General features: G+C 68.0%; 20 protein-coding genes. 13 read left to right on the top strand and 7 right to left on the bottom strand.

The window, feature by feature from the left end:
- Positions 1–13: 13 nt before the first annotated feature.
- Both ACWPOC_RS03155 and rfbB read right to left on the bottom strand, forming a co-directional pair.
- Positions 14–1,918, bottom strand: a complete 1,905-nt coding sequence (locus ACWPOC_RS03155) for a glycosyltransferase (RefSeq protein ID WP_016692651.1) — start codon at positions 1,916–1,918, stop codon at positions 14–16.
- A 143-nt stretch (positions 1,919–2,061) separates the two neighbouring features.
- Entirely contained in the window at positions 2,062–3,069 is a 1,008-nt protein-coding gene (gene rfbB / locus ACWPOC_RS03150; protein ID WP_455407993.1) for a dTDP-glucose 4,6-dehydratase, read from the bottom strand.
- Positions 3,070–3,102: 33 nt separating this feature from the next.
- On the opposite strand from rfbB, the gene rfbA reads away from it, so the two are divergent.
- The 3 genes from rfbA (at position 3,103) to ACWPOC_RS03135 (ending at position 5,537) form a co-directional block, all read left to right on the top strand.
- Positions 3,103–3,978, top strand: a complete 876-nt coding sequence (rfbA, locus tag ACWPOC_RS03145) for a glucose-1-phosphate thymidylyltransferase RfbA (RefSeq protein ID WP_120281096.1) — start codon at positions 3,103–3,105, stop codon at positions 3,976–3,978.
- A 1-nt stretch (position 3,979) separates the two neighbouring features.
- Entirely contained in the window at positions 3,980–4,561 is a 582-nt protein-coding gene (gene rfbC, locus ACWPOC_RS03140) for a dTDP-4-dehydrorhamnose 3,5-epimerase (RefSeq protein ID WP_455407992.1), read from the top strand.
- 94 nt (positions 4,562–4,655) lie between these two features.
- Positions 4,656–5,537, top strand: coding sequence for a DUF559 domain-containing protein (locus tag ACWPOC_RS03135; protein WP_159416975.1), 882 nt, complete (start codon positions 4,656–4,658; stop codon positions 5,535–5,537).
- Positions 5,538–5,568: 31 nt separating this feature from the next.
- On the opposite strand, the gene ACWPOC_RS03130 is transcribed toward ACWPOC_RS03135, so the two are convergent.
- The gene (locus tag ACWPOC_RS03130) at positions 5,569–6,102 is read right to left on the bottom strand and encodes a GtrA family protein (protein WP_016692646.1); all 534 of its coding nucleotides are present in this window, start codon (positions 6,100–6,102) and stop codon (positions 5,569–5,571) included.
- 19 nt (positions 6,103–6,121) lie between these two features.
- Here ACWPOC_RS03130 and ACWPOC_RS03125 point away from each other — a divergent pair, with 19 nt between their 5' ends.
- Both ACWPOC_RS03125 and ACWPOC_RS03120 read left to right on the top strand, forming a co-directional pair.
- Complete coding sequence (locus ACWPOC_RS03125) at positions 6,122–7,546, top strand: FAD-binding oxidoreductase (protein WP_120281092.1); 1,425 nt, start codon at positions 6,122–6,124, stop codon at positions 7,544–7,546.
- Positions 7,546–8,307 carry a decaprenylphospho-beta-D-erythro-pentofuranosid-2-ulose 2-reductase gene (locus tag ACWPOC_RS03120; RefSeq protein WP_016692644.1) on the top strand — a complete coding sequence of 254 codons (762 nt, stop codon included), beginning with the start codon at positions 7,546–7,548 and terminating at the stop codon, positions 8,305–8,307. The genes ACWPOC_RS03125 and ACWPOC_RS03120 overlap by 1 nt, the downstream gene beginning before the upstream one ends.
- A 61-nt stretch (positions 8,308–8,368) precedes the next feature.
- Here ACWPOC_RS03120 and ACWPOC_RS03115 read toward each other — a convergent pair whose 3' ends face one another.
- Positions 8,369–8,689, bottom strand: coding sequence for a hypothetical protein (locus ACWPOC_RS03115; RefSeq protein WP_159416976.1), 321 nt, complete (start codon positions 8,687–8,689; stop codon positions 8,369–8,371).
- 155 nt (positions 8,690–8,844) lie between these two features.
- Between ACWPOC_RS03115 and ACWPOC_RS03110 the strand changes: the two genes are divergently transcribed.
- Positions 8,845–10,773, top strand: coding sequence for an arabinofuranosyltransferase (locus ACWPOC_RS03110; protein ID WP_455407991.1), 1,929 nt, complete (start codon positions 8,845–8,847; stop codon positions 10,771–10,773).
- Here the strand turns inward: ACWPOC_RS03110 and ACWPOC_RS03105 are convergent.
- Entirely contained in the window at positions 10,748–11,188 is a 441-nt protein-coding gene (locus tag ACWPOC_RS03105) for a DoxX family protein (protein WP_120281088.1), read from the bottom strand. The genes ACWPOC_RS03110 and ACWPOC_RS03105 overlap by 26 nt on opposite strands.
- 124 nt (positions 11,189–11,312) lie before the next feature.
- Here ACWPOC_RS03105 and ACWPOC_RS03100 point away from each other — a divergent pair, with 124 nt between their 5' ends.
- Genes ACWPOC_RS03100 through ACWPOC_RS03085 form a run of 4 tightly spaced genes read left to right on the top strand, consistent with a single transcriptional unit; the run spans position 11,313 to position 13,709 of the window.
- A complete protein-coding gene (locus tag ACWPOC_RS03100) occupies positions 11,313–11,615 on the top strand; it encodes an SAV_915 family protein (protein ID WP_455407990.1) in 303 nt (100 codons plus the stop codon).
- A complete protein-coding gene (locus tag ACWPOC_RS03095) occupies positions 11,612–11,887 on the top strand; it encodes a hypothetical protein (RefSeq protein ID WP_455407989.1) in 276 nt (91 codons plus the stop codon). The genes ACWPOC_RS03100 and ACWPOC_RS03095 overlap by 4 nt, the downstream gene beginning before the upstream one ends.
- Positions 11,884–13,044 carry a hypothetical protein gene (locus ACWPOC_RS03090; RefSeq protein ID WP_455407988.1) on the top strand — a complete coding sequence of 387 codons (1,161 nt, stop codon included), beginning with the start codon at positions 11,884–11,886 and terminating at the stop codon, positions 13,042–13,044. Before ACWPOC_RS03095 ends, ACWPOC_RS03090 begins: the two co-directional genes overlap by 4 nt.
- A gap of 8 nt (positions 13,045–13,052) precedes the next feature.
- Positions 13,053–13,709, top strand: coding sequence for a hypothetical protein (locus ACWPOC_RS03085; protein ID WP_455407987.1), 657 nt, complete (start codon positions 13,053–13,055; stop codon positions 13,707–13,709).
- Positions 13,710–13,723: 14 nt separating this feature from the next.
- Here the strand turns inward: ACWPOC_RS03085 and ACWPOC_RS03080 are convergent, their stop codons facing one another.
- Complete coding sequence (locus ACWPOC_RS03080) at positions 13,724–16,501, bottom strand: FAD-binding and (Fe-S)-binding domain-containing protein (RefSeq protein ID WP_455407986.1); 2,778 nt, start codon at positions 16,499–16,501, stop codon at positions 13,724–13,726.
- A gap of 130 nt (positions 16,502–16,631) precedes the next feature.
- On the opposite strand from ACWPOC_RS03080, the gene ACWPOC_RS03075 reads away from it, so the two are divergent.
- The 3 genes from ACWPOC_RS03075 (at position 16,632) to ACWPOC_RS03065 (ending at position 24,071) form a co-directional block, all read left to right on the top strand.
- Positions 16,632–19,928 (top strand): arabinosyltransferase domain-containing protein, encoded by a 3,297-nt coding sequence (locus ACWPOC_RS03075; RefSeq protein ID WP_455407985.1) that lies wholly within the window; start codon positions 16,632–16,634, stop codon positions 19,926–19,928.
- Positions 19,929–19,972: 44 nt separating this feature from the next.
- Positions 19,973–23,281: an arabinosyltransferase domain-containing protein gene (locus ACWPOC_RS03070; protein WP_455407984.1), complete on the top strand. Its 3,309-nt coding sequence runs from the start codon at positions 19,973–19,975 to the stop codon at positions 23,279–23,281.
- A 148-nt stretch (positions 23,282–23,429) separates the two neighbouring features.
- Entirely contained in the window at positions 23,430–24,071 is a 642-nt protein-coding gene (locus tag ACWPOC_RS03065; RefSeq protein ID WP_230789721.1) for a TetR/AcrR family transcriptional regulator, read from the top strand.
- 36 nt (positions 24,072–24,107) lie between these two features.
- Here the strand turns inward: ACWPOC_RS03065 and ACWPOC_RS03060 are convergent, their stop codons facing one another.
- Positions 24,108–25,649 carry an acyl-CoA carboxylase subunit beta gene (locus ACWPOC_RS03060; RefSeq protein ID WP_120281080.1) on the bottom strand — a complete coding sequence of 514 codons (1,542 nt, stop codon included), beginning with the start codon at positions 25,647–25,649 and terminating at the stop codon, positions 24,108–24,110.
- Positions 25,650–25,652 lie beyond the last annotated feature (3 nt).

Below are 25,652 nucleotides of genomic sequence, written 5' to 3'. Positions count from 1 at the left end.
ATGCCCGCACGGTCTACCCGTCGATGCCGTACAGGCGCGCCCAGTTCTCGCGGCTCGTGAGCTTGGGTAGCGCTTCCTGCCAGACCGTCTTCATCCGGGGCGCTTCCTTGCGGAGCTGCCAGCACACCTTCGCGGTCTGCTTCGCGAGTTCGACGGCGGTGTCCTTGTCGCGGTGACGCACCCGCACGGCGTTCTGCGAGGCGTCGGTGACGACGGCCTTGTCGAACAGCGACACGTGCCACCATGCGGCGAAGTGCGCGGGCACGGTGACCGTCCGGCGGTCGACCTTACCGGCGAACTGCTGCACGGCACGCTTGAGCAGCACCAGACCCTCGCGCTTCTTGTCGGGCTCGAACTGCCACACCGACATCTGCGTGTGCGGGTCGGATTCCTTGCCCACCTGCGCGGCCGGCAGCGGCTTCGTCTCGGGATAGCGGTCGCGCAGTTCGCGCAGTTCCTTCAGCACCGACTGGCCGCCGTCGTAGAGGAAGTCCGGTCCGGCGAGGAAGTCCTCCGCCGCCTTGATGAAGGTCGCGGCGAGACCGTACTGCATCGAGACGATGAGCTCACTGATCTTGCGGAACAGGTACTTCGACATGTCGTTCCCGTCGAAGCGCCCGTAGATGGACGAGACGATCAGACCGTTGCGGATGCTGAAGTAGCGCGCCCAGTCGTCGTAGTCCTTGAGGTAGAAATCGGCGTGCCACACACCCGCGTTGGGCAGGGTGACCGTCGGATGCCCCGCGTAGCGAGCACGGATGCCGTATTCGATGTCGTCCCACTGGAAGAACAACGGGATGGGCAGGCCGCAGTCGGCGATGATCTCGGCCGGCAGCAGGCAGGTCCACCAGCCGTTCCAGCCGGCGTCGAAACGCATGTCCTGCTTCTTCTTCACGAGATCGATACCCATGCGCGCGCCCGGAGTCAGTGCGCCGGCGGTGATCTCGTCGAGCACCTCACGCTCGGCCGAGACGTGCAGGACCTGCGGGTTGCTCAACGACAACATCTGGGCACCGACGATCGTCGGCTGCACCGTCATGTTCGCGAAAGCGTTGAGACGCAACACCGATTCGGGTTCGCACAGGATGTCGTCGTCCATGACGATGACGTTGGCGTGCTCGGCCTTGGCCGAGCCGGTGATCTCGTACATACCTCGCGAGAAGCCGCCCGCACCACCGAGGTTCGGCTGGGTCAGGTAGATGAGCTTGTCGCCGAGCTTGTCGGCGACCTCGGCGAACGCCGAACGCGAGCGCACCTGGTCGGTGCCCTGGTCGACGATGCACACCGCTTCGATGTCGGCCATCGCCCCGTCGTCCGAGGCGAGGGTGCCGACGGTGACGGTGCAGTCGTCGGCGCGGTTGAAGGTGCAGATGACGACGGCGGCGGGTCGCAGGCGCTCGGGTGCGGCGACCGTCCAGCGCGCGTCGGAGACGAGCACCGATCCGTTGCTGGCGTCGACGGCGAACCACATCGCACCGCCGTCGACGAACCGCTCGATCGGCAGCTCGAGGTCGAGCTCGCCCGAACCCGACACCGTCTCGACCGTCACGATCCGCTCGCGTCCACGGGCGTCGGACGCCCACACGGTGAACTTCGCGGTACCGGAGCAGCCGTAGGTGAGCTGCAGGTTGACGGTCTTCACGTCGGTCCAGCGCTGCCAGAACGTCGCGGGGAAACGCCCGAAGTAGGTGTTGGTGTGGGCGGTCGCGCCGTCGGCGAGCTGCAGCCCGTAGCGATCGGACGCCGCGTCGCCCTTCGTGTGGACGTACATCTTCTCCGGCACGCGCGGCGACAGGGATGCGAAGACGCCGCGCTGGACGATCAGCCGGTCGCGACGCACCGGCTCGGTGAGAACCTCGTCCAGCGTGTCCGCGTCATGTCCGATCGTGCTTGTGTCGCCGGCAGCTGCCTGCTCCATCGGGCTACTCCCCGCTCGTGGTCGATCCGCTGTTTTCGATGCGACAGTAGCAGCGGAAACAGGAGCTCCACGGTTGTGTGCGTCGTGCACCAGTGTTTCGACCCATTCGCGAATTGTGCCGGGATCACCCCGAACGGCGCAGGTTATCCGCCCAGAACGCGCTCGGTGCGGCTGTAGGCGGCCTCGGTGGCATGCTTCTGTGGCGTCCACCACTGCTCGTTGGCGCGGTACCAGTCGATGGTCGCGGCCAGGCCTTCACGGAAGTCGCGGTAGCGGGGCTGCCAGCCCAGTTCGGTGCGCAGGCGGGTCGCGTCGATGGCGTACCGCAGGTCGTGGCCGGGGCGGTCGGTGACGAAATCGAACTCGCTGCGGTCCTTGCCGCACAGCTCGAGGACGGTTTCGACGACGGTGCGGTTGTCGGTCTCCCCGTCCGCTCCGATCAGATACGTCTCCCCGAGCTGTCCGTGTTCGATGATCGTCCACACGGCGCTGTTGTGGTCGTCGACGTGGATCCAGTCGCGCACGTTGGTGCCGGTGCCGTAGAGCTTGGGGCGCACGCCGGTGAGCACGTTGGTGATCTGGCGGGGGATGAACTTCTCCACGTGCTGATACGGACCGTAGTTGTTCGAGCAGTTGGAGATGGTCGCGCGGACGCCGAACGAGCGCACCCAGGCGCGTACCAGCAGATCCGAACCGGCCTTGGTCGACGAGTAGGGGCTCGACGGGTTGTAGGCGGTGGCCTCGGTGAAGCGGGCGGGGTCGTCGAGGGCGAGGTCGCCGTACACCTCGTCGGTGGAGATGTGGTGATAGCGCACGTCGTACTTGCGGACGGCCTCGAGCAGGGTGAAGGTGCCCACGAGATTGGTCTGTACGAACGGTGCGGGGTTCGCCAGCGAGTTGTCGTTGTGGGATTCGGCGGCGAAGTGCACCACCAGATCGGTGTCGGCGACGAGCCGGTCGACGAGGTCGGCGTCGGCGACATCGCCCTGGACGAAGGTGATCTTCTCGGCGACCGGGTCCAGGGAGGCGCGGTTGCCGGCGTAGGTGAGCTTGTCGAGCACGGTGACCTGAGTGTCGGGTCGTTCCGCGACGGTCTGATGGACGAAGTTCGCGCCGATGAAACCGGCGCCACCGGTGACGAGCAGCCTCATTGGGGCAAGCCTACTCATGCGAGACTGTCCGACATGCGCGGAATCATCCTCGCGGGTGGGACGGGCTCGCGTCTGCATCCGATCACCCAGGGCGTGAGCAAGCAACTCGTGCCCGTCTACGACAAGCCGATGATCTACTACCCGCTCTCGACGCTCATGCTCGCCGGGATCCGCGACATCCTCATGATCACCACCCCGCACGACGCCGAGCAGTTCCGTTGGTTGCTCGGCGACGGCTCGCAGTTCGGCGTGAACATCACCTACACGATCCAACCCTCACCCGACGGTCTGGCGCAGGCCTTCGTGCTCGGCGCCGACCACATCGGAACCGAGCCGGTCGCATTGATCCTCGGCGACAACATCTTCTACGGTCCCGGCCTCGGCACGCAGCTCAAGCGCTTCGCCCACATCGACGGCGGCGCGGTGTTCGCCTACCGGGTGTCCGACCCGTCGGCCTACGGGGTGATCGAGTTCGACTCCACCGGTCGCGCCCTGTCGCTCGAGGAGAAACCCGACGACCCGAAGTCGAACTTCGCGGTGCCGGGGTTGTACTTCTACGACAACGACGTCGTCGAGATCGCCCGCTCGCTGAAGCCGTCGGCGCGTGGCGAACTGGAGATCACCGACGTCAACCGCACCTACTTGGAAGCGGGGAAACTGCAGGTCGAGGTATTGCCGCGCGGCACCGCCTGGCTCGACACCGGCACCTTCGACTCGCTGCTCGACGCGTCGAACTACGTGCGCACCATCGAACAACGCCAGGGCCTGAAGATCGGCGCACCCGAGGAGGTTGCGTGGCGTCTCGGGTTCATCGACGACGAGCAACTGCGCGCCGCGGCCGAGCCGCTGGTGAAGTCGGGCTACGGCAGCTACCTGCTGGATCTGCTCGAACGAGGAAAGGACCGCTAGGTTGCAGTACCGGGAACTGACGATCGCCGGGGCGTGGGAGGTCACGCCGAAACAGTTCGGCGACGACCGAGGCGTGTTCCTCGAATGGTTCAAGCAGGAGAGTTTCACCGACGCCGCCGGCCGTCCCCTGGAGTTGGCGCAGGCGAACTGCTCGGTCTCTGCCGCCGGGGTGCTGCGCGGCATCCACTACGCGGATGCCCCTCCCGGACAGGCGAAGTACGTCACGTGCGTGTCGGGGTCGGTGCTCGACGTCGTCGTCGATCTGCGGGTGGGGTCACCGACCTTCGGGCAGTGGGATTCGGTGCTGCTCGACACGAAGGACCGACGCGCGATCTTCCTGTCCGAGGGCCTCGGCCACGGCTTCCTTGCCCTCGAGGACAACTCGACCGTCGTCTACCTGTGCTCGACGGGCTACAACCCCGACCGGGAGCACGAGGTGCACCCCCTCGATCCGGAGATCGGGATCGACTGGCCCACAACGGGTGCCGACGGCACCCCGCTGACCTACGAACTGTCGGCGAAGGACCAGGCGGCACCCACCCTGGCCGACGCCCACGAAGCGGGCCATCTCCCGAACTTCTGACGATTTGTGTGGATTCGACCCCGGTTTCCGGGGCTGGATCCACACAAATCGATCGGTGCGGAACCGGAACGGCGATCACTGCGTCGAACCGGATATGAACCTGCGAAACGCGTACCGCATCATGGCCGCTCAGGACGGCGTCATCACCCGAGCGCAAGCACTGGACTGCGGAATGAGCGCTTCCGCTGTCGACCGACGGGTCGAGAACCGCGACTGGCTCGCGCTCGCACGCGGCGTCTACCTTCGTGCCGACCGGGAACGCACGCCGGCCGTGGCGCTACGGACAGCCGTCTACGCGGCAGGTCCGGAAGCGGCGGCGTGGGGACCGAGCGCGGCATGGTGGTACGGACTGCTCGACCGCGCTCCTTCTCTCCGCTACGTGACCGTGCCACAGAAGCGCACCCTCGCCCGACGCCACGGGGTGCGGGTACGCCGACGCGACCTCCAGCGACGCGACGTCGTCGTAGTGCGCGGTCTACCCGTCACCGCGCTGCCACTCACGGTGCTCGAAGCCGCCGTCGAACTGCCTACGGGTTCGGTGCTCATGGACCGCGCGCTGCAGCGTCACACCTCGCTACCCGCACTCGAGCAGGCACATCGAAGGAATCTCGGGCGTCACGGCGCACCCCGCGCCGCTCATCTGTTGTGTTCGGCTCGCGAAGGCGGCCACTCCCAGGCCGAACGCATCTTCCACCGACTGCTCCGTGGGGCGGGGTTCACCGGCTGGCGGGCACATGCGATGAGCTGCGGCTTCGAGATCGACGTGGTGTTCGACGCCGAGCGGGTCGCGATCGAGATCGACGGGTGGGCCTGGCACCGCGACGCCGAGCGACACCGCCGCGACGCCGAGAGGCAGAACGTCCTGATCAACGCCGGCTGGCACGTGCTGCGCTTCACCTGGCACGCGATCACCCAGGAACCCGACGAGGTGGTGCGGCAGATTCGTCAGGCCCTGAATCGGACTTCGGTGGGTTGAACCCCGCTGAGCGGGGTCGGATCCACCCGAATCAGCGGAGGCGGAAGATCACGACCCGCTGGACGACGAAGTTGATCACCGTCGCGGTGCCCTGGGCGACGACGAAGGCGAAGGGCGTGACCCACCACTCGTCGCCGAGGGCTTCGTTGAGTACGCGGTTGATGCCGACCTGTGCGGCGAACGTCACTGCGTAGAGGACCACCACTGCCGCGAAGCGGACGCGGCTCGGCGGGGCCTTGAAGGTCCAGCGGCGATTGATCAGGTAGGCGGTGGTGGTACCGGCCACGAACGACAGGGCCTTCGCGACGTCGCGGGTGACGCCCAGTGCCATGAGCAGGACGTACAGGCCGTAGTCGACGATCGCCGAGAAACCGCCGGTCAGGACGAACCGCGTGAGCTGCGTCTTCAGGTCCAGCGCCTCGTCGGCCGTCGAATCGGTCAACGGCAGTTCGGGAGCCAGTGGGGCGTGGTGCTCCGGCAGCGGCTGCACATGGTCGTGGGATTCCGGCACGCAGACGAGGGTAACGCCCGTGAGGAACAGCATCTTGCCGGGTGACCAGGACACACGGGTAGCCTTTACCCCGATGTCCACGACAGCTACGGAGCAGGCGAGCGAGCCGCTCCCCACCCAGACCCGCACCCTGACCGGCTGGGGGCGCACCGCGCCGACCACCGCAGAGGTGCTGTCCACTCCCGACGTCGAAGTGATCGCCAAGGCGGTCGCGCGGGTCGCGGAAGACAACGAGTCGAAGCCGTCGCACCTGCGTCGCGGTGTCATCGCACGCGGGCTCGGGCGCTCCTACGGCGACCCGGCGCAGAACGCCGGCGGGCTCGTCGTCGACATGACGGCGCTGAACAAGATCCACAGCATCGACCGCGACTCGCGGCGTGTGGTGGTGGACGGCGGCGTCGACCTCGACCAGCTCATGCGCGCCGCCCTGCCGTTCGGCCTGTGGGTCCCGGTTCTGCCGGGCACCCGGCAGGTGACGATCGGTGGTGCGATCGGCTCCGACATCCACGGCAAGAACCATCACAGCGCGGGCAGCTTCGGCAACCACGTGAAGTCGATCGACCTGCTCACGGCCGACGGCCAGGTCCGCACGTGCACGCCCACCGGACGCAATTCCAAGCTGTTCTGGGCGACCGTCGGCGGCATGGGTCTGACGGGCATCATCCTCCGCGCGACCATCGAGATGACCCCGACCGAGACGGCGTACTTCATCGCCGACGGTGTGGTCACCTCGACGCTCGACGAGACCATCGCCGTGCACAGCGACGGCTCGGAGGAGAACTACGACTATTCGAGCGCCTGGTTCGACGCAGTGGCTCCGCTGCCGAAGCTCGGTCGCGCCGCGATCTCCCGCGGTTCGCTCGCCAAGCTCGATCAGCTGCCGAAGAAGCTGCAGAAGGACCCACTGAAGTTCGACGCGCCGACGCTGTTGACCTTCCCGGACGTCTTCCCGAACGGTCTGGCGAACAAGTACACCTTCTCGGCGGTGGGTGAAGTCTGGTACCGCAAGTCGGGCAACTACACCGGCAAGGTCCAGAACCTGACGCAGTTCTATCACCCGCTCGACATGTTCGGTGAGTGGAACCGCGCCTACGGATCGAAGGGCTTCCTGCAGTACCAGTTCGTGGTGCCGCCGGAGTCCGTCGACGAGTTCAAGCGCATCATCGTCGACATCCAGAAGTCGGGGCACTACTCGTTCCTCAACGTCTTCAAGCTGTTCGGTGAGGGCAACAAGGCGCCGCTGAGCTTCCCCATGAAGGGGTGGAACATCTGCGTCGACTTCCCGATCAAGGCGGGTCTGAACGAGTTCGTGCGCGAACTCGACAAGCGGGTCCTCGAGTTCGGTGGTCGCCTCTACACCGCGAAGGACTCGCGGACCGACGCGGAGACCTTCCACGCCATGTACCCGCGGATCGACGAGTGGCTGAAGGTGCGCCGCTCCGTCGACCCCACGAACGTCTTCGCCTCCGATATGTCCAGAAGGTTGGAACTCCACTGATGATCAACGCCGTCGGCAACCCCCAGACCCTGCTGCTGCTCGGTGGCACCTCCGAGATCGGCCTGGCCATCGTCGAGGAGTATCTGCGCAAGGCACCGGCCCGCGTGATCCTCGCGGCTCTGCCCGGCGACCCGCGTCGTGAGGACGCCGTCGCCCAGGCGAAGGCCGCGGGTGCGACGCAGGTCGACCTGATCGACTTCGACGCGCTCGACACCGCGAGCCACCCGGCCGTCATCGACCAGGCATGGAAGGACGGCGACGTCGACATCGCGATCGTCGCCTTCGGTCTGGACGCCGACGCCGAGGAGCTGTGGCAGAACCAGAGCAAGGCCGTGCGGGTCGCGGAGGTCAACTACACGGCCGCGGTCTCCGTGGGTGTGCTGGTGGGCGACAGGATGAAGGCGCAGGGCTTCGGCCGCATCATCGCAATGTCGTCGGTCGCCGGCGAGCGCGTGAAGCGCGCCAACTTCGTCTACGGCTCCACCAAGGCCGGTCTCGACGGTTTCTATCTCGGTCTCGGTGAGGCGCTGCGTCCGTTCGGTCCGCGCGTGACCGTCGTGCGCCCCGGCCAGGTGCGCACGCAGTTCAGCGCGCACGTCGACGAGGCGCCGCTCACCGTGAACAAGGAGGACGTCGCGAAGCTCGCGGTCGCGGCCTCCGATCGCGGCAAGGAGATCGTCTGGGCACCGGGCACCTTCCGGTTCGTGATGATCGTGTTGCGTCACCTGCCGCGCGCGATCTTCCGCAAGCTGCCGATCTGACAGACGTGCACCCGCTGCCCCGCCGGACCCGTTCCGGCGGGGCAGTCGTCTTGTTCAGGGTTTACCGGACGTATCCGGTTCCGCTGTGGATCATCCCGGGCGGCCCGTAGCACCAGTGGTTGATCGACCCTTCGTTCACGAAGACGCCGTTCACGGTGCCGTCCTGTCCCGCCTCGTTCGTCGCGTAGCCGACACCCGGAGTCCCGAGGACGATGCACTGGTAGGGATCGACGCCGTGGTGGTCGTACAATCGGCCGTCGATCGGGCCGCCGGGCTCACCCGGTGCGATCACCGGATACGCCGAGGCCTGCGCCGCCCCGAAGACGAGGAGAGGTGCCGTCGCGAGCGTTGCAAGGGCCGCACGAACCGCTTTACCTGTCATGATCTGAGCCTTTCGTTCGGATTCCCCGGGCCGTACCGACGGCCCGGTTTCCCGACGCAACTTCCAGGATGAAGGTCCCGACCGGTGGACGGCGGCGTTTTTGCGTGCGGATCGGGCCACCACTCGTCTCGCGGACGCATCTCTATGCTCGTGGGGTGCTCGCCGACACTCCTGTAGCAGTAGCCCCGTTACGCCGTGCCGTCTGGACGCTCGCGCAGTTCGTCTGCGCAGCGCTCGTCGCAGCACTCGTCGCGGCGGTGGGGCTGTTCGCCTTCGACCGCGTGCAGTGGCCGGCGTTCAATTCGTCGAACGTGACGCAGGCCGTCACCACCGTGATGCAGTTCGCGGCGCTCGCCGTGCTCGGTCTCTCGATCTATCTGTTGCGTCGCCGCAGATGGGTGACGGGGGCGCGGGTGTTGTCGTGGGCGGCGCTGTCCGGCCTGGTCACTGCGACCCTCGGGATGCCGCTCGCCGCGACCCGCCTCTATCTGCACGGCATCTCCGTCGACCAGGAGTTCCGCACCCAGTTCCTCACGCGGCTGACGGACAGCGCGGCGTTGCGCGACATGAACTACGCCGATCTGCCGTCGTTCTATCCGGCCGGGTGGTTCTGGATCGGTGGCCGTGTCGCGAACGTTCTGGGCATGGACGGCTGGGAAGCGTTCAAGCCGTATGCGATCGGTTCGCTGGCGGTCGCGGCGGTCGTCGCCCTGGTGTTGTGGTCCGAACTGGTCCGCTCCGACCTGGCGGTGCTCGCCGCCACCGCGACGACGCTCGTCGTACTGGCCTACGGTTCGCCGGAGCCCTACGGAGCGGTGATCGCCGTGCTGGTCGCGCCGGCGTTGGTGCTGGCCTGGGGCAGTTTCCTGCCCGCGGCGCGTGGTGGCCGGGGACGGCAGGGATGGGGCGCCGTCGTGGGTACGGGACTGTTCCTCGGTCTCGCCGCGACCTTCTACACCCTCTATCTTGGTATCGCGGCGTTCGCGGTGACGGTGATGGCTGTCGTCGCGGCGTACCTCGCGCGTCGCGCCACCGGGTCGTGGCGGGCGGTCCTTCCGGTGCTCGTGCGTCTCGTGGTGATCGCGGTGATCGCGATGCTCGTCGCGTTGATCGTGTGGGCGCCGTTCGTGTTCGACGTGCTGGGCGGTAATCCTCCGTCCGAGTCCGGTACCGCAACGCACTATCTCCCCGATGGCGGTGCGCGACTGCCGTTGCCGATGTTCCACATGTCCCTGATCGGACTGTTGTCGTTGCTGGGCACCGTGTGGCTCGTGGGCCGCGCGTCGTCGTCGCATCGGGCGCAGGCGCTCGGGCTGGGCGTGATCGCGGTCTACCTGTGGTACCTCGCGTCGATGGCGTTGACCGCCGTGGGCAACACCCTGCTCGCGTTCCGTCTCGAGGTGATCCTGCTCGTACTGCTCGCTGCGGCAGGCGCATTCGCCTTCGTCGACTTCTCGCGGTGGATCAGCCTGGCGACCAGCGAGAATCCGCGCGTGCGCAGGGTTCTCGTGGCGGTGGGCGCTCTGGGTGCGCTGGCGTTCACCCAGAACATCCCGCAGGTGCTCGGGGGTGAGATCACCGTCGCCTACACCGACACCGACGGGGCCGGTGAACGCGCCGACCAGCGACCCGCCGGTGCCGCGTCCTACTACGCCGAGGTGGACGACGTCCTGCTGTCCCAGTTGGGCGGCGAGCGTGACGACCATGTGGTCCTCACGGCCGACACGTCCTTCCTCGCCTACTACCCGTACTTCGGTTTCCAGGCCCTGACCTCGCACTACGCCAACCCGCTGGCGGAATTCTCCGCGCGTGCCGCAGCGATCGAGGAGTGGTCGGAACTCTCCTCCCCCGACGAACTGCTCGCCGCGTGGGAGGAGTTGCCGTGGCGAGCCCCCGACGCCGTCGTCTTCCGACAGGGCGCCGAGGGCTACACGCTGCGTCTGGCCGAGGACGTCTACCCGAACGATCCCAATGTGCGGCGGTACACGGTGACCTTCCCCAAGGAACTGTTCGACGATCCCCGATTCACCGTGACCGAGGTGGGACCGTTCGTCGTCGTCACCGCGACAGGCGAATCGGCATGATGCGTCGAACCCCGATGTCCCGCAACCACAATCCACCCCAAACGAAGATGCCGGTGTAGATCGGGAAGAGGGTCGTGCTGACGATCGGCTGCTCGGTGAGCAGATTCGTCGCGACGGCACCACCGAGGTAACCGGTGAGCAGAACGGCACCGAGGATCGCGGTGGGCGGCAGGACGTAGGCGATCAGGCAGATCAGCAGGACCACGCCGAACACGCGGTTGAGGCTCGGATCGAATCCGAGATCGGCCATGGCCTCCTGCACCTGCGAGACGTTGGCGATATGGATGATCGAGTCCCACAGCAGGAACAGGACGACGAGGCCGCTGACGATCAGGCCTGCGATGCGAGCGGTGCGTGAGGGTGCCGCGGCGGTGTCGTTGCGGGTGCCGGTGGTGGATGGGGTGAAGGTGTTCATGACGACCTCCTGGTAGGTAGCGGTGTTGTCGCAGATACCGACCGGGCAGGAGCCGGAAACTCATCGCCGCTGCGGTAAGGTCTCGGCGAGTCGTACGGGGGGTACGACGGAATCGGGGGATTCGATGAGCGACGTTCTGTATGTGCCGATCCGACGCCGCGACAGCTCCGGGCAGGTCCGGCTCGAGATGCGCACCCTGTCCGACGACCGGTTGGCGTTGCCCGCCTACACCTCACTCGAGGAACTGGTCCGCTGTTGTGGACCGCAGCAGCCGTGGATGGGCGTCGACAGCAGAGGACTACAGGAGATCCATCGGACCACCCGGTACGACGTGGTCCTGCTCGACGGCCGACAACCACCTCCGCCCCCGGTCGAGGACGAAGACCATCCGTTCGAGGACCCGCGCGGAAGGAGGGGGTCCCGGTGACCATCGACATCGGCGACCTCAACGCCGTCGCGAAACTCCTGGCGACCGGAGCGACGGGAATCGACGAGCTCGGATCCGATCCCGCACCGATACCCGACGCGGGTGCCGCCACCCCGCTGCTCGTCGACGCTCTCGGGTCGATTGCTTCCGTCCTGGACGCGGCGGTCCGGTCGCTGGCCAGTGCAGCAGACGCCACCCAGGACAGTCTGCACGCCTACCAGGACGCCGAGTCGCACACTGCTCAGGAGATCGCGAAGGCCGGTGAGGGATGAGTCTCGACACCCGAGTCTTCGGCGACCCCACCTCCTGCTACGCATGTGCGGATTCGCTCGCCACCCTCGCCACGGGCGTGAACGACCGGTTGAAGTCGGCCCGCGACGGCCGCACCGAATCCGAATACGAGTTCGGAAGCCCTGCGGGAGATGCGTTCCGCACGACCCTCGACCGCATCATCGCCGGGACGACCGAGGCTGCAGACCAGATCGACGTGATCGCCGCTGCCCTCCGCGCATTCGCCGACGGACTCGCCACCGCCCGGTCACGCATGTCGCAGGCCGAGGCGACAGCGGCCGAAGCCGGCATTCCCGTGGAGTTCGGCGTCGGGATCGGTGAGCCACTCGACGCCGATCCGAACTCGTACGATATTGCGCTCCAGACACTTCGGGCGAAGCAGATCGCGGCCTACGAGACGGCTGCGGGGCTCGTTGCGGACGGTCGCGCAGTCGAAACCGCAGCGCACAACGCACTCGCAGAGGCCTTGCGCGGGCCGACGACGATTCTGAAGGACGCAGAAGCCCAGTGGGAATGGCTGGTTCTGCACACAGTCGGTGGGTATCTGGCTACGGCGGTTTCCGAGCTGTCGAAATGGGGAGACCTGGCCGAGGCACGCGGCGCGAACCTTGCTCGGCTACGTGAGCTTGCCGCGGAAGCGGCGCGGTTGGGTGATCCGTATCCGGAAGCCACAGCGGCCCGGGCTGTTCGGTCCTTCCAGGGCGGAGCGGACGATGCAGCGAGGTTCGCTGCGGAGAATTCTCGACTACTTGCGGGGGTCGGCGACAACAAGTTCGTCCAGAGTGTCGGCGGTAATCTCGGCGACCTCTTTCCCAAAGGATCAACCCTGGCGGGTGTGGGCTCGAAAGTTCCTTATCTAGGACTAGCCCTCACCGCTGGCCAGACCGCAAGTGACGTGATGAATGCCGAGACAACTGGAGAAGCGGTAAAGGCCGTCGCAAAGGATGTCGGGGGGTTCGTCGCAGGAACCGTAGCGACCGAATTGATACTCGCGAGCGCAGCCGGCGGTCCCGTCACGTTGCTCGCCGTGGGCGCAGGAGTCGGTGTCGCGTTCGGCGTCGGCGAAGTGATCGAACACTGGGACGACATCTCCGGTGCTGCCGGCTCTGCGGCACGCTGGGTGGGCAATCTGTTCTGAGGTCAGAAATGAACGCAACCGATCTTCCTCCGATGCCCGATGTGGTTAACGGCCAACCTCGCCCACCTCGCGCGCCACGCATCCACCACGGAACCGAATACACACCGACCGACAGACATCCCCGTAAGCCGCCGAAAACACCCGAGCATCTCGGCCCTGTTCTCGAATGGCTCCAGCCCACCGTGCGCGACCGATACATCGGCGCATTCCTCATAGCGGCAATCTTGGTCGTGTACCTCACCGTCATCAATGGAGACTTTCGCTGGATCCACTGGTGGATCATGTGGGTCATCATCCCCGGAAGTTCACTATTGTTGTTCTTCGGCAAGGGAAACCATTGGACCGCAGCGGGTGCCACCTGGGTCCAATGGCACGACAGCTGGGTCGATACCTACCACCTCACTCGCATCCGCTTCTCCGCTGATGGGCCCAGTCGTGTCCTGCGACTGAAAGACGCGCACAGCAACGAGATTCATTCGTTCAAGATCAGCGAGATCCAGCGCAACCCCGACCTGTGGGACCTCGTTTACAACGGCATCCTCCATTCCGTCGCGTCGGGCAACTGCGATATCGACGCCAAGACCCGCCACATCCTGAAGATCCCCTACGAACTCGGGCCGCGCCCCACCCGGAGCGAACGCACCAAAGGACGACGCCGCAGATGATGAGCCCGCCGCACCTACGGCAGTCGTGAGGCCAGCAACTCGGCCAGGTGCGTGCCGCGCCGCGTCGTGAGGTCGCTGAGCTGGGTACGGCACGAGTATCCGTCGGCGAGGATCACCGCGTCGTCGGATGCCACCTCGACGGCCGGCAGGAGTTGGGTCCGCGCGACCGCCACCGACACGTCGTAGTGCCCGCGTTCGACGCCGAAGTTCCCGGCCAGGCCGCAGCAGCCGGCGAGTCGTTGCACGTGGGCACCCGCGCGTCGCAGCAGGGCGGCATCGGCACCCCAGCCCATGACGGCGTGGTGGTGACAGTGGGGTTGCGCGACGATCCGTGTCCCCTCCAGCGACGGCGGTTCCCAGTCGGCGAGGAGTTCGGCGAGGGTCGTGGTGCTGTCGGCCACGAGACGTGCGGGCGCGGACCCGAGCAGTTCGACCGCGTCGGAGCGCAGGACGGCGGTGCACGACGGTTCGAGCCCGACGATCGGCATGCCGCTGCGGAAGAGTTCGGCGACGGTGCGGCCCAGGATCTTCCGGGCCTGATCGAGCTGGCCGGTGGTGATCCACGTCAGCCCGCAGCAGCGAGGTTCGTCGGTGATGTGCACGCTGTAACCGGCGGCGGCGAGGACACGCACGGCGGCGGCCCCGATCTCCGGGGTGAAGTACTCGGTGAAGGTGTCGACGAACAGCAACACCGGGTCGCCCGTGCGGGATCGTTGCGGGAGGGTGTCGGCGAACCATTTCCGGAAGGTGCGGGGAGCGAACGCCGGAACGTGGCGGCGTCGATCGAGGCCGGCGACGGTCAAGCCGAGCGGGGCGACGCCCGGGATCCGGGTCAGAGCGTTGACGGCACGCGGCGCGCGGGAGGCGATCGCCGCCCACTGCGGCAGTCTGCCGAGACCGTAGTGGCTGGCGGGCCGTCGCCGTCCCCGGTAGGTCTGATGCAGCACTTCGGATTTGAGGGTCGCCATGTCGACCCCGGTCGGGCAGTCCGACAGGCATCCTTTGCACGACAGGCACAGCTCGAGCGCTTCGTGCACTTCCGGCGACTGCCACGACTCGTCGACGAGGTGACCGTTGAGCATCTCCTGCAGTGCCCGGGCTCGTCCGCGGGTGGAGTCCTTCTCCTCGCGGGTCGCGAGGAAGGACGGGCACATCACCCCGCCGGTGCCGGTGTTGTCGGCGCGGCACTTGCCGATCCCCGTGCACCGGTGGACTGCCTGCGTGAAGTCGCCGCCGTCCTCGAGATAACGGAAGGCCAGACCCTCACGAACCTTCCGTGCGGCCGGGACGCGGAGGTCGACGTCGACGGGTCGCGGGTCGACGAGCACTCCGGGGTTGAGGATGTTCTCCGGGTCGAAGACCGACTTCACGGCGCCGAACAGCGCGAGCGCGTCGGGCGAGTACATCAGGGGCAGCAGTTCGCTCCGGGCCCGGCCGTCGCCGTGCTCCCCCGACATCGACCCGCCGTACTCGGCGACGAGTTTGCCTGCCTCGAAGAGGAATTCGCGAAACAGGCCGGGAACCTCGAGCGGGATGTCGAGGCGGATGTGGATGCATCCGTCGGCGAAGTGCCCGTAGGGATAGCCGGTGACGTCGTATCCGGCGAGCAGTTCCTCGAAGTCGCGGAGATAGTCGCCGACGCGGTGGGCGGGGACGGCGGCGTCCTCCCATCCCGCGTGCGCGGGCAGTCCCTTCGGACTTCTCGCCGACAGGCCGGCCCCCTCCTCCCGGATGCGCCACAGCGCGGCGGCCCGCGCCTGGTCCTCGACGTGCAGGACGTCGGTCGCGGCTGCGGCGTGCGCGAGCGCCTTCGCCCGGTCGCGCACTTCGTCGGCGTCGTCACCCGCCAGTTCGACGAACAGCCACGCCGCACCCGACGGCAGGGGCGGTACTGCTTCCGGCCCGCGCCGGTGCCGGACGATGTCAACTATCCGCGAGTCGAGTCCTTCGCACGCCGTGGGCCGGAAGCCGAGCAGTCCGTGCGCGGCATTGCCGGCGGTGACGATGTCGGGATAACCGAGTACGACCATCGTGCGGACGGCAGGATCGGCGATCAACTGCACCGTCGCCTCGGTCGTGATCCCGAGGGTGCCCTCGCTGCCGACGAACAGCTTTCGGACGTCGAATCCGTTCTCCGGCAACAGATGCTCGAGTGCGTAACCCGATACCTGCCGGCCGAAGCGACCGAATTCGGTACGGATGGTTGCGAGATCGCGCGCGACGATCTCCCGCAGCGGCTCGAGCGTCGGGTCCTCGCCGGGCAGCGACAGCGGGTGCCCGGTGCCGGTGAGCACCTCGAGCGCGACGACATTGTCGGACGTGCGGCCGTAGCCGAGCGCCCGCGCCCCGCACGCGTTGTTGCCGATCATCCCGCCGATCGTGCATCGGTTGTGGGTGGACGGATCGGGGCCGAAGCGCAGACCGTGCGGTGCCGCGGCGCGCTGGAGCTCGACCTGCACGACCCCCGGTTGCACCCGCGCAGTCCGGGTCTCCGGGTCGACGGAGAGCACCCGGTTCAGGTGACGCGAGAAGTCGATGACGACGCCGGGTCCGACGGCGTTGCCCGCGAGGGAGGTGCCGGTGCCGCGGGAGGTGAGGGGGACACCCTCGCGCCGGCACACGTCGAGGGTCGTGGCGATGTCGTCGATCGATCGGGCGCGCACCACGGCCTGTGGTGGGACGCGATAGAGAGAGGCGTCGGACGAGTACAGCGCGCGCGTGGTCGAGTCGTCGCAGACCTCCCCGATGCCCGCCGCGCGCAGAGCGCGCCCGATCGGGGTGGAGGTCTTCATAGACAGCGATGCTAGTGGCGGGAGGTACGGCTCCGGACGTGGTCGGACAGAACCGCGGAGTACCCACGAGTAGTGCGAGCGGAGCGGCACGAGCCCGGACCGTGACGGGACTCGCCTAGCATCGACGCTTGTGCCAGCCGATACCGCTTCGCCCGGGAAAACCGATTCGTCCGACCCGACATCGCGCGTCCGCACAGCGCGGATCGTCGCGATCGTGTCGGGACTGCTCGGGTTCGTGCTGGCTCTGACCCTTCCGTTCCTGCCGGTCCGGCAGGAGACCGGCGAACTGCAATGGCCGCAGAACGGCAGCATCGACAGTGTCGAGGCGCCGCTCGTCACCTACGCCCCGCTCACGCTGCGGGCCAGCGTGCCGTGCGCGGCAGCAGCGCAGCTCGGTTCCGACGGCGGCACGCTCGTCTCGACCATCCCGTCCGGCTCCCCTGAGGCCACGACGGAGGGCCTGGTGATCCGCGCGGTACCCGGTGAGGACGGCGCCCCCGGCACCGTCGAGGCCGTCCTGCGCAACTCGGTGCTCGTCTCGGCGCCGCTCGACGAACCGTGCACGGCGGTGACCGTCGCATCGAACTCCGAACGCACCGCCGCCGAGATCGTGGGCGCGGACCCGCCGGTCGCGATCGAGCTCGAAGGCGACGAGCGACCGCAGATGGTCGGTGTCTTCAGCGACCTCACCGGCCCCGCGGGCGCCTTCGAACCCGGCGGTGACGACTCCACGGAACGGTTGTCGGTGCGCGCCGAGCTCGACTCGCGGTTCACCTCGACCCCCACGGTGCTCAAGCTCCTCGCGATGATCGTGTGCGCGCTCGCGACGCTGGTCTCCCTCGTCGCCCTGCATCGCCTGGACGGGATCGACGGGCGCCGCGCGCGCCGGTTCCTGCCGGCCCGCTGGTGGCGGTTCACCCTTGTGGACGCGATCGTCGTGGCCACTCTGCTGCTCTGGCACGTCCTCGGCGCGAACACCTCGGACGACGGCTACATCCTCAATATGGCGCGAGTGTCCGGCGACGCCGGATACATGGCGAACTACTTCCGCTGGTTCGGTGTGCCCGAGGCGCCGTTCGGCTGGTTCTACGACGTGCTCGTCGTGTTCGCGCAGGTGTCGACGGCGAGCGTGTGGATGCGCGTACCCACGCTGATCGCGGCGATCCTGTGCTGGATGGTCATCAGCCGTGAGGTCATCCCCCGGCTCGGTGTCGCCGTCCGGCACAGCCGGGTGTCGCTGTGGACGGCCGGGCTGGTCTTCCTCGCGTTCTGGCTCCCCTACAACAACGGTCTGCGCCCCGAGCCGATCATCGCGGTCGGTGCACTGCTGACCTGGTGTTCGATCGAACGCGCCATCGCGACCGGCCGCATGTTGCCGGCCGCGATCGCGGTCCTCATCGCAGCCTTCTCGCTCGCCGCCGGCCCGACCGGTCTGATCGCGGTGGCCGCGCTCGTCGCGGGGATGCGCCCGCTGGTGAAGGTGCTGGTCGCGCGTCGGCATCTCGTCGGTGTCGTCGCGCCCCTCGCGCCGATCCTCGCGTCGGGCACCGTCGTGCTCATCGCGGTCTTCGCCGACCAGACCCTCGCGTCGGTCCTCGAAGCGACCCGCGTGCGTTCGGCCGTGGGCCCGAACGTGCCGTGGTTCGACGAGCGGCTGCGCTGGGACGCGCTGCTCACCGTCTCCCCCGACGGTTCGCTGGCTCGCCGGTTCGGCGTGTTCGTGATGCTGTTGTGCCTGGTCGTGTGCGTCATGCTGATCCTGCGCAAGGGCCGCATCCCGGGCACCGCGATCGGACCGTCGCGCCGCATCCTCGGCATCGTCTTCGCGTCGTTGCTGCTCATGATGCTCACGCCGACGAAGTGGACGCACCACTTCGGTGTGTACGCGGGCCTGGCCGCGTCGGTGGCTGCGCTCGCCGCGATCGGGGTGGGCTCGGTGGGCATCCGATCGGCCCGCAACCGGGCGCTGTTCACCGCCGGGGTGCTGTTCGTCCTGGCGATGGCCTTCACGGGTTCGAACGGCTGGTGGTACGTCTCGAGCTACGGCATCCCGTGGTGGGACAAGCCGCCGTCGATCTCCGGTTACGCCTTCTCCACGGCACTGCTGGGCCTGACGGTGCTCACCCTGCTCCTCGCCGCGTGGTTCCACCTGCGCGAGCCGTTCACGACGCCGCGGCCCGACCGCAACGGCAGGGTGCGCACTCTGGCGTCGGCGCCGCTGACGCTGGTCGCGGCGGCGGTGGTGCTGTTCGAGGTGCTGTCGCTGCTCAAGGGCGCGGTCTCGCAGTACCCGGCCTATTCGATCGCCAAGTCGAACGCGGCGGCCCTCACGGGCAACTCCTGCGGACTCGCCAACGAGGTGCTCGTCGAGTCCGACCCGAACGCGACGATGCTGCAGCCTCTCGACGGTGATGCGGGCGAGGCCCTGGGTGCGGGCACAGCCGTCGGTTTCACCCCGAACGGCGTGGCCCTCGACCTCACCGCCGACGCGGAGACCACCACGACCGGTGGCGCCAACACCGTCGACAGTGAGGAAGGCGGCACCACCACCTCCACCAGCGCCGGCACCGAGGGCGGTCGCACCAGCGACGAGGGCATCAACGGCAGCACCGTGAAGCTGCCCTTCGGCCTCGACCCGCAGACCACGCCCGTCCTCGGTAGCTACCGGTCGGGCGTGCAGCAGTCGGCCGAGCTCGAATCCGGCTGGTACGCGCTGCCGGAGCGCACCGACGAGACGCCGCTGCTGGTCGTGACCGCGGCGGGACGCGTCCGCTATGTCGACCCGGACGGTGTCATCACCCCGGGTCAGGACGTGCTGCTGGAGTTCGGTTCGTCGTCCGGGGACGACGTGACGCCGTTGGCGACGCTCGCCCCGATCGACATCGGCCCGTCGCCGTCCTGGCGCAACCTGCGCGTGCCGAGCGACGCGATCCCGGCCGACGCCGACGCCGTGCGGATCGTCGTCGACGACGGTGACCTCTCCCCCGACCAGTGGGTCGCGGTCACGCCGCCGCGGATGCCGCGCATGCAGACCCTGCAGGAGGTCGTCGGATCCGACGCCCCGGTCCTCATCGACTGGTCGGTGGGTCTCGCCTTCCCGTGCCAGCGACCCTTCGGGCACCGCAACGGTGTCGCCGAGGTCCCCGAGTACCGCATCCTCCCGGACCGTGTCGGGGCCGACGCGACGAACGGCTGGCAGGACGACATCGGCGGCGGACCGCTCGGCTGGATCCCGCTTCTGCTGAACGCCGAGGCCGTCCCCACCTATCTGAACCACGACTGGGATCGCGACTGGGGATCGCTCGAGCAGTACCGTCCGATCGACTCGGATGCCTCCCCGGCGGAGGTCACCACCGACGTGACGACCCGCTCCGGCCTGTGGTCGCCGGGCCGCATCCGTGACGGGGTCCCGGTCCTGCTCGAGTAAGGGCGAGTGCCGTCACACCACGTCGCCGGATACCATCGACTCCCGTGCCCGACGACGTGACGACCTCACCCGCGCCCGCTCCGACCGCCCCACGGTCGATGGGCGAGGACCTTCGCACTCGGTACCGGACCGCGCGACTCGTCGCCGTCGTCGCCGGGTTGCTCGGCATGATCTTGGCGCTGGCCACACCGTTCCTCCCGGTCCGCGTGACCGAGGCGACGATGTCGTGGCCGCAGGATGCGGCGGCGACCGACGTCGAACTGCCGTTGATGTCGCAGGTCCCCCTCCAGTTCCGGGCCACCGTGCCGTGCCGTGCCGTCGCGGAGATGCCCGGCGACGGCGGGATGCTGCTCGCGACGGCCCCCACCAACGGGCAGGACGCGGCGCTCAACGCGATGTTCGTGCGGGTCGGCGCCGAGAACGTCGACGTGCTCGACCGCAACGTGGTGGTCGCGACCGCGCCGCGCGCCGACGTCGAGTCGGGTGCGTGCAGCGAACTGCAGATCTTCTCCGACTCCGAACGCACCACCGCCGAGTTCGTCGGCCTCTCGGACGAGAACGGCAACCCGCGGTCCGGTGAGCTCACCGGCGACCTGCGGCCGCTCGTCGTGGGCGTGTTCAGCGACCTGCCCACCGCGGTTCCCGGCCTCGACGTCACCGTCGATGTCGATTCCCGGTTCACGTCGTCGCCGACGCTGGTCAAGTCCCTCGCGATGGTCCTGGCGGTGCTGTCGACGGCACTCGCGCTCGGCGCGCTGGCCAAGCTCGACGGCACGGACGGTCGCGGTCACCGCCGCTTCCTGCCTGCCCGCTGGTGGAAGTTCACCGGCGTCGACGTCGTCGTGGTCCTCACGCTCGTCGGCTGGCACTTCTTCGGCGCGAACACCTCGGACGACGGTTACCTGCTGACCATGGCCCGGGTGTCGGAGAACTCCGGCTACATGGCCAACTACTTCCGCTGGTTCGGTGTCCCCGAAGCGCCCTTCGGCTGGTACTACGACGTGCTGGCGGCGTTCGCGAAGATCTCCACGGCCAGCCCGTGGATGCGCATCCCGGCACTGATCGCCGGAATCCTGTGCTGGATGGTCATCAGCCGTGAGGTGGTGCCGCGTCTCGGCCGGGCCGTGCGGCACAACCGCATCGCACTGTGGACCGGCGGACTGGTCTTCCTCGCCTTCTGGCTCCCCTACAACAACGGTCTGCGGCCCGAGCCGATCGTCGCTCTCGGTGCGCTGCTGACCTGGTGCTCGATCGAGCGCGCCATCGCGACCGGTCGTCTGCTGCCCGCCGCGACCGCGGTGATCATCGGCGCGTTCACGCTCGCCGCGGCACCGACCGGCCTGATGTGTGTGGCCGCCCTCATCGCCGGTATCCGGCCGATGACGCGGATCATCGTGCGCCGCCACCGCGAGGTCGGCACCCTGCCACTGCTCGCACCGATCGGTGCCGCCGGGTTGCTCGTGCTCGTCGTGGTGTTCTCCGACCAGACCCTCGCCGCGGTCCTCGAGGCGACCCGCGTACGCACCATCATCGGACCCAACGAGGAGTGGTGGAACGACTTCCTCCGCTACTACTACCTGATGGTGCAGACCGTCGACGGGTCGCTGCCGCGCCGCTTCGCGTTCCTCACGATGCTGCTGTGCCTGTTCACGACGTTGTTCGTGCTGCTGCGCCGCCGCCGGATCCCCGGCGTCGCCGTGAGCCCGACCTGGCGTCTGCTCGGCATCGTCTTCGGCACGATCTTCTTCATGATGTTCAACCCCACGAAGTGGACCCACCACTTCGGGGCGTACGCGGGCATCGCCGGATCGCTCGCGACGGTCACGGCCGTCGTGGTCTCCGCGAGCGCATTGCGGTCGCGGCGCAACCGCACGATCTTCCTCGCCGGACTGCTGTTCGTCCTGGCGGTGTCGTTCGCCGGCATCAACGGCTGGTGGTACGTCTCGAGCTACGGCGTGCCGTGGTTCGACAAGACCGTCTCGCTGAGCGGCTACCAGTCCAGCTCGCTGTTCCTGATCCTGTTCGGTCTCGCCCTCGTGCTCGTCGCGTGGCAGTACCTCCGCGAGGGGTACGCACCGCCGCCGGAGTCGCCCGAGACGAAGAAGGGCCGGCGGATCCGCGCCCTCGCGGCCGCGCCGCTCACGGTCGTCGCCGCGGTGATGGTGCTGTTCGAGGTGCTGTCGCTGCTCAAGGGTGCGGTGTCGCAGTACCCGGCGTACTCGCTCGCCCGCTCCAACATCGGGGCGGTCGCCGGGCAGACCTGCGGTCTCGCGAACGACGTACTCGTGGAGGCCGACCCCAACGAGGGACGCCTCGAACCGATCATCGATCCCGCCGACCCGCCGGCGAACGACGACCCGCTCGCCGGTGCGGCGCCGCGCGGTTTCACTCCCGACGGCGTGCCGTCCGACCTGACCGCCGACTACGTCGAGGTCAAGCCGGGCCAGGGCAACACCGACAACCAGAGCGTCGGCCCGACCTTCGAGACCGGCGCGGGCGGCGGCACCACGGGTGGCTCCGGTGAGCAGACCGTCAACGGCAGCACCGTGCGCCTGCCCTTCGGGCTCGACCCGGCCGTCACCCCGGTGCTCGGCAGCTACCAGGAGGGTGTGCAGGAACCCGCCGCACTCACCTCCAGCTGGTACGCCCTGCCCGAGATCACCGACGAGACGCCGCTGGTGATCATCTCCGCGGCCGGTCGCATCTGGTCGTACGACGACACCGGTGCCCTGACCTACGGCCAGTCGCTGCTCGTCGAGTACGGCACCCGCCAGGCCGACGGCAGCGTCGAGGCGAAGGGCACCTACCTGCCGCGCGACATCGGCCCCGCGCCGTCGTGGCGGAACCTGCGTGTGCCGCTCGCCGACCTGCCCGACGACGTCGACGCCGTCCGCATCGTCGCCAACGATCCCAATCTCACCGGCGACCAGTGGCTGGCGTTCACGCCGCCGCGCGTCCCGACCCTCGAGCGGCTCGACGCCCAGCTCGGTTCCGAGCAGCCGCTCCTGCTGGACTGGGCCGTGGGTCTGCAGTTCCCGTGCCAGCGGCCGTTCGACCATTGGGCCGGTGTGGCCGAGATGCCGAACTACCGGGTCCTCCCCGACCGTCCGCTCGCGGTGTCGTCGACCGACACCTGGCAGTCCGCCGACAACGGTGGTCCGCTCGGCTTCGCGGAGGTCCTGGCGCGGCCCGAGCAGGTGCCCACCTACCTGGAGAACGACTGGGGTCGCGACTGGGGTTCGGTGGAGCGGTACGTGCGCTTCTACCCGAATGCGCAGCCGGCCGAACTGACCACCACCGAGGTGACGAGGTCGGGTCTGTGGAAGCCCGCGCCGATGCGCGTCTACGAGTGACGGGGACCGGTCGCATCGTCGCCGTGGTGTGACCGCCCCGGGCTTCACGTACCTGCCCGGTGTCGGCAGCCGGACGGTTCCCTGATCTTCCGGCCGCGTCCGGGTCGGAGCATCCCAGAATCGGGTTTCGGCTATCTAGAATGAGCGGGTGACCACCGAGAATTCAGCCGGGTCGACCTTGTCCCCCCGCGCCTCCGAGGCCGTGAAGCGAAGCCTGACGCCCCGACAGGAGGCCGCGAGCCGCGACGTCGACACCCTGATCCGGTGCGGACGCGAACTGCTCACCCGGGGCGAACCCGCGCGCGTCGCCGACATCGTCGCCGCCGCGGGACTCTCCAACGACGCCTTCTACCGCTATTTCAAGAGCAAAGGCGATTTCGTCGACGCCGTCGTCGAGGAGGGCGGACACCGCCTCGTCCGGTATCTGCGTCACAAGATCGACAAGGCCGCCGACCCCGAGGCCGCCCTGCGCGCCGGCATCGCGGCCGTCCTGAACCAGGCCGTCGATCCCGAGATCGCCGCCGCCACCCGCAACGTCGTGTCCTCCGCCGGCGGCCGGTCGCATGCACCGAAGGTGCGCGAAGATCTGGAGAAGGCGGTCGCGGAGGTGCTCGCCGGACCCATCGCCGATCTGGGATCGGCCGACCCGCAACGGGATTCGCTCACCACGTCGATCCTGCTGCTCGCGGTGATGGAACATCTGTTGTGGCGGGACGCCTCCACCTTCGACGCCGACGCAGAGGTCGAGCAGATCGTCGGATACGCGCGACGGGGCCTGCGCACGTCCTAGTGCACAGACCCCGTCGGCGCGGGTTCTCCGGCTGTTCTACAGCGGCAGCAGGTGATGCTTCCGCGGGTTCTTGAACACTTCCTTGTCGCGAAGGAGGGTGAGCGCCTTGCGGATCTCGAGGCGGGTCGTCGACGGCTCGATCACCGCGTCGACGTATCCGCGCTCGGCCGCGATGTACGGCGTCGCCACGTGCTCGTTGTAGAAGTTGATGAGCTGCTGGCGCACCGCCGGGGCGTTCTCCCCCGCGGCCTCGATCTGCCGGCGGCCGATCACCGCGACAGCCGATTCGGCACCCATCACGGCGATACGCGCGGTGGGCCACGCGAAGTTGATGTCGGCGCCGAGCTGCTTCGAACCCATCACGGCGTAACCGCCGCCGTAGGCCTTACGCACCACGACGGTCACCTTCGGGACCGACGCCTCGACGTACGAGAACAGGAAGCGGCCGCCACGCTTGATGACGCCGATCTTCTCCTGCTCCACACCCGGCAGGAAGCCGGGGGTGTCGACGACGAACACGAGCGGGATGTCGTAGGCGTCGCAGACACGCACGAAGTGCGCTGCCTTGTCGGCGGCGGCCGCGTCGAGCGCACCCGACAGGTACAGCGGCTGGTTCGCCACGACCCCCACGGCATGACCGTCGACGCGCGCGTAGCCGGTGATGATGTTCGGCGCGGTCTGCGAGCGGACTTCGAGGAACTCGCCGTCGTCGAAGATCTTCAGCAGGATGTCGTGCATGTCGTAGCCGGAGTTGTCGGCGTCGGGCATGAACGTGTCGAGCTCGAGATCGTCGGGCGTGATCTCCGGTTCGAGACCGGGATTGATGATCGGAGGCTTCTCCTGCGCGTTGGACGGCATGTAGCTCAGGTACTGCCGCACCCACTCGAAAGCGGCCTTCTCGTCGGGCGCGACGTGGTGCACGTTGCCGTACTCGGCCTGCTGACGGGCACCGCCGAGCTCCTCGAGGCTCACGTTCTCGCCGGTGACCGCCTTGATGACGTCCGGGCCGGTGACGAACATGTGCGAACCCTCGGTGGCGACCACGACGTCGGTGTTGATCGGCGCGTAGACCGCACCACCGGCGCAGTTGCCGACGATCACCGAGATCTGCGGGCACAGGCCCGACAGCGGCTCGTGACGCTTGCCGATCTCGCCGTACCAAGCGAGCGAGGTGACGGCGTCCTGCACGCGGGCACCACCGGAGTCGTTGATGCCGACGACGGGGCAACCGATCTTGAGGGCGAAGTCGAGGACCGCGGCGACCTTGCGGCCGAACATCTCACCGACGCTGCCGCCGAAGACGGTCTGGTCGTGGGAGAACACCGCGACCGGGCGGCCGTCGACCGTGCCGTGCCCGACGACGACGGCGTCGCCGTACATCGCATCGTCGCGGCCGGGCGTCTTCATCAGCGCGCCGATCTCGACGAAGCTGCCCCTGTCGAGCAGCATGTCGATGCGCTCGCGAGCGCTCGGGATGCCCTTCTTCGCGCGCTTGGCGATCGCGAGTTCGCCGGCAGGCTCCTTCGCGATCTCCAGCTTCTCGCGCAGCTCGGCCAGCTTCTGTGCCGTGGTGCTCACTTC

The sequence above is a fragment of the Rhodococcus sp. 5G237 genome, assembly GCF_053764735.1.
Note: the sequence above shows the minus strand (reverse complement) of the source record. Positions and strands in the feature narration are given on the sequence as shown.

Excerpts from the sequence above, each read along its gene's own strand:
- ACWPOC_RS03135 (WP_159416975.1), top strand. The coding sequence starts at position 4,656 with ATGAACCTGCGAAACGCGTACCGCATCATGGCCGCTCAGGACGGCGTC.
- ACWPOC_RS03100 (WP_455407990.1), top strand. The coding sequence starts at position 11,313 with ATGAGCGACGTTCTGTATGTGCCGATCCGACGCCGCGACAGCTCCGGG.
- ACWPOC_RS03105 (WP_120281088.1), bottom strand. The coding sequence starts at position 11,188 with ATGAACACCTTCACCCCATCCACCACCGGCACCCGCAACGACACCGCC.
- ACWPOC_RS03120 (WP_016692644.1), top strand. The coding sequence starts at position 7,546 with ATGATCAACGCCGTCGGCAACCCCCAGACCCTGCTGCTGCTCGGTGGC.
- rfbB (WP_455407993.1), bottom strand. The coding sequence starts at position 3,069 with ATGAGGCTGCTCGTCACCGGTGGCGCCGGTTTCATCGGCGCGAACTTC.
- ACWPOC_RS03090 (WP_455407988.1), top strand. The coding sequence starts at position 11,884 with ATGAGTCTCGACACCCGAGTCTTCGGCGACCCCACCTCCTGCTACGCA.
- ACWPOC_RS03115 (WP_159416976.1), bottom strand. The coding sequence starts at position 8,689 with ATGACAGGTAAAGCGGTTCGTGCGGCCCTTGCAACGCTCGCGACGGCA.
- ACWPOC_RS03155 (WP_016692651.1), bottom strand. The coding sequence starts at position 1,918 with ATGGAGCAGGCAGCTGCCGGCGACACAAGCACGATCGGACATGACGCG.
- ACWPOC_RS03080 (WP_455407986.1), bottom strand. The coding sequence starts at position 16,501 with ATGAAGACCTCCACCCCGATCGGGCGCGCTCTGCGCGCGGCGGGCATC.
- ACWPOC_RS03085 (WP_455407987.1), top strand. The coding sequence starts at position 13,053 with ATGAACGCAACCGATCTTCCTCCGATGCCCGATGTGGTTAACGGCCAA.
- rfbA (WP_120281096.1), top strand. The coding sequence starts at position 3,103 with ATGCGCGGAATCATCCTCGCGGGTGGGACGGGCTCGCGTCTGCATCCG.
- ACWPOC_RS03125 (WP_120281092.1), top strand. The coding sequence starts at position 6,122 with ATGTCCACGACAGCTACGGAGCAGGCGAGCGAGCCGCTCCCCACCCAG.